Source organism: Sphingomonas sp. CCH5-D11 (assembly GCF_001557395.1).
In the GTDB taxonomy this organism is placed as follows: domain Bacteria; phylum Pseudomonadota; class Alphaproteobacteria; order Sphingomonadales; family Sphingomonadaceae; genus Sphingomonas.
This window is the reverse complement of the sequence record NZ_LSKH01000114.1, coordinates 1-1,251: the sequence shown is the minus strand read 5'-3', so window position 1 is coordinate 1,251 and position 1,251 is coordinate 1. Positions and strand designations below refer to the sequence as shown.

The 1,251-nt window shown below is 64.2% G+C and carries 1 protein-coding gene and 1 pseudogene; one reads left to right on the top strand and one right to left on the bottom strand.

The genetic code is table 11. The annotated features are described in order from the left end of the window. Nucleotides 1–305 (bottom strand): annotated as a pseudogene (locus AX702_RS07640) (1,4-beta-D-glucan glucohydrolase); the annotation flags it as partial. 121 nt (nt 306–426) lie between these two features. Between AX702_RS07640 and AX702_RS07635 the strand changes: the two are divergent. Continuing rightward, nucleotides 427–1,251, top strand: an 825-nt coding sequence (locus tag AX702_RS07635; protein WP_082746132.1) for a LacI family DNA-binding transcriptional regulator, incomplete at its 3' end; no start/stop codon positions are given.

The window sequence follows — 1,251 nt, the reverse complement described above, 5'->3', positions numbered from 1 at the left end:
GCCGGCGAGCGATCGGGCGCGCCGATCGGCGGCGAGCTGCCGCCCGCCAGGATCGAGCCGAGCGGGTATTTGCGAAGATCCTCCGGCTTGATCGATCCGGTATCGCCCTGGATCATCTGGCCGATCTTCTCTTCCAGCGACAGCTTGGAAAGCAGGTCGGTAATTCTTGCTTCGGTTGCGGCGTCCACCATCGCGTCCGGGCTCTGCGCCACGGGCCAATTTTCGGGAGTGGCGACTTGCGCCGCCGTTCCGCTTGCCACCATGCCCATCAGGGCTGCTACCGTCCAAAAGCCAACGCGACGCATTCCATCCCTCTCCGGCTATGCTCTAGCTCGCATAAGAGCCATAGAGTGATAACGCTACCACCTTTTCAGATATGCTGCACTTGCGGCTTTGCAGATGCGCAACAGATGCTACGGTGGCGGAATGGCAGCAGGCTCGACGCGCAAACCCCGAAGCGGAACCTCGCGGCAGACGGGCGCACCGACGATCGCCGATGTCGCGAAGATGGCCGGCGTTTCGCTGATGACCGTGTCACGCGTCATCAACGCCGAAAGCAACGTGCGCGATGCGACGCGCGAAGCGGTTCATGCCGCGATCGCGAAACTGAACTACGCGCCCAACCGGGCCGCCCGTCGCCTCGCAGGTGCCGCGCAGCAGCGTATCGGCCTGCTGTATAGCAATCCTTCGGAATCCTACCTCAGCGCCTTTCTGCTCGGCAGCCTCGAACAGGCGAGCCGCGCGGATATCCAGCTCGTTGTGCAGAATGTCGACAGCGACAGCGACGAACGGGAAGTGGCTCAGCGCCTGCTCAACAGCGGCGTCGATGGGATCATCCTGCCACCGCCCTTGTGCGATTCGCAGCCCGTGCTCGATTTGCTGAGCGAAGCGCGCGTTCCCGCGGTGGTCGTCGCGACCGGTCGCCGGCCCCAGCACCTTGCCGCCGTCTCAATCGACGATCGCAGCGCTGCACGTGAGATGACGGCCCATCTGCTCGATCTGGGCCATCAGCGGATCGGCTTCATCATCGGCAATCCCAATCTGACGGCAAGCGGCGAGCGGCTGGAGGGCTATCGCGCGGCGCTGGCCGAGCGTGGGATCGAGATGGACGACAGCCTCGTCGCGCAGGGCCTGTTCACCTATCGCTCCGGCCTCGACGCTGCAGAGGAGCTTCTTGAGGCAAAGAGCCCGCCCTCGGCGATTTTCGCCAGCAACGACGATATGGCGGCGGCAACCGTAGCAGTTGCGCAC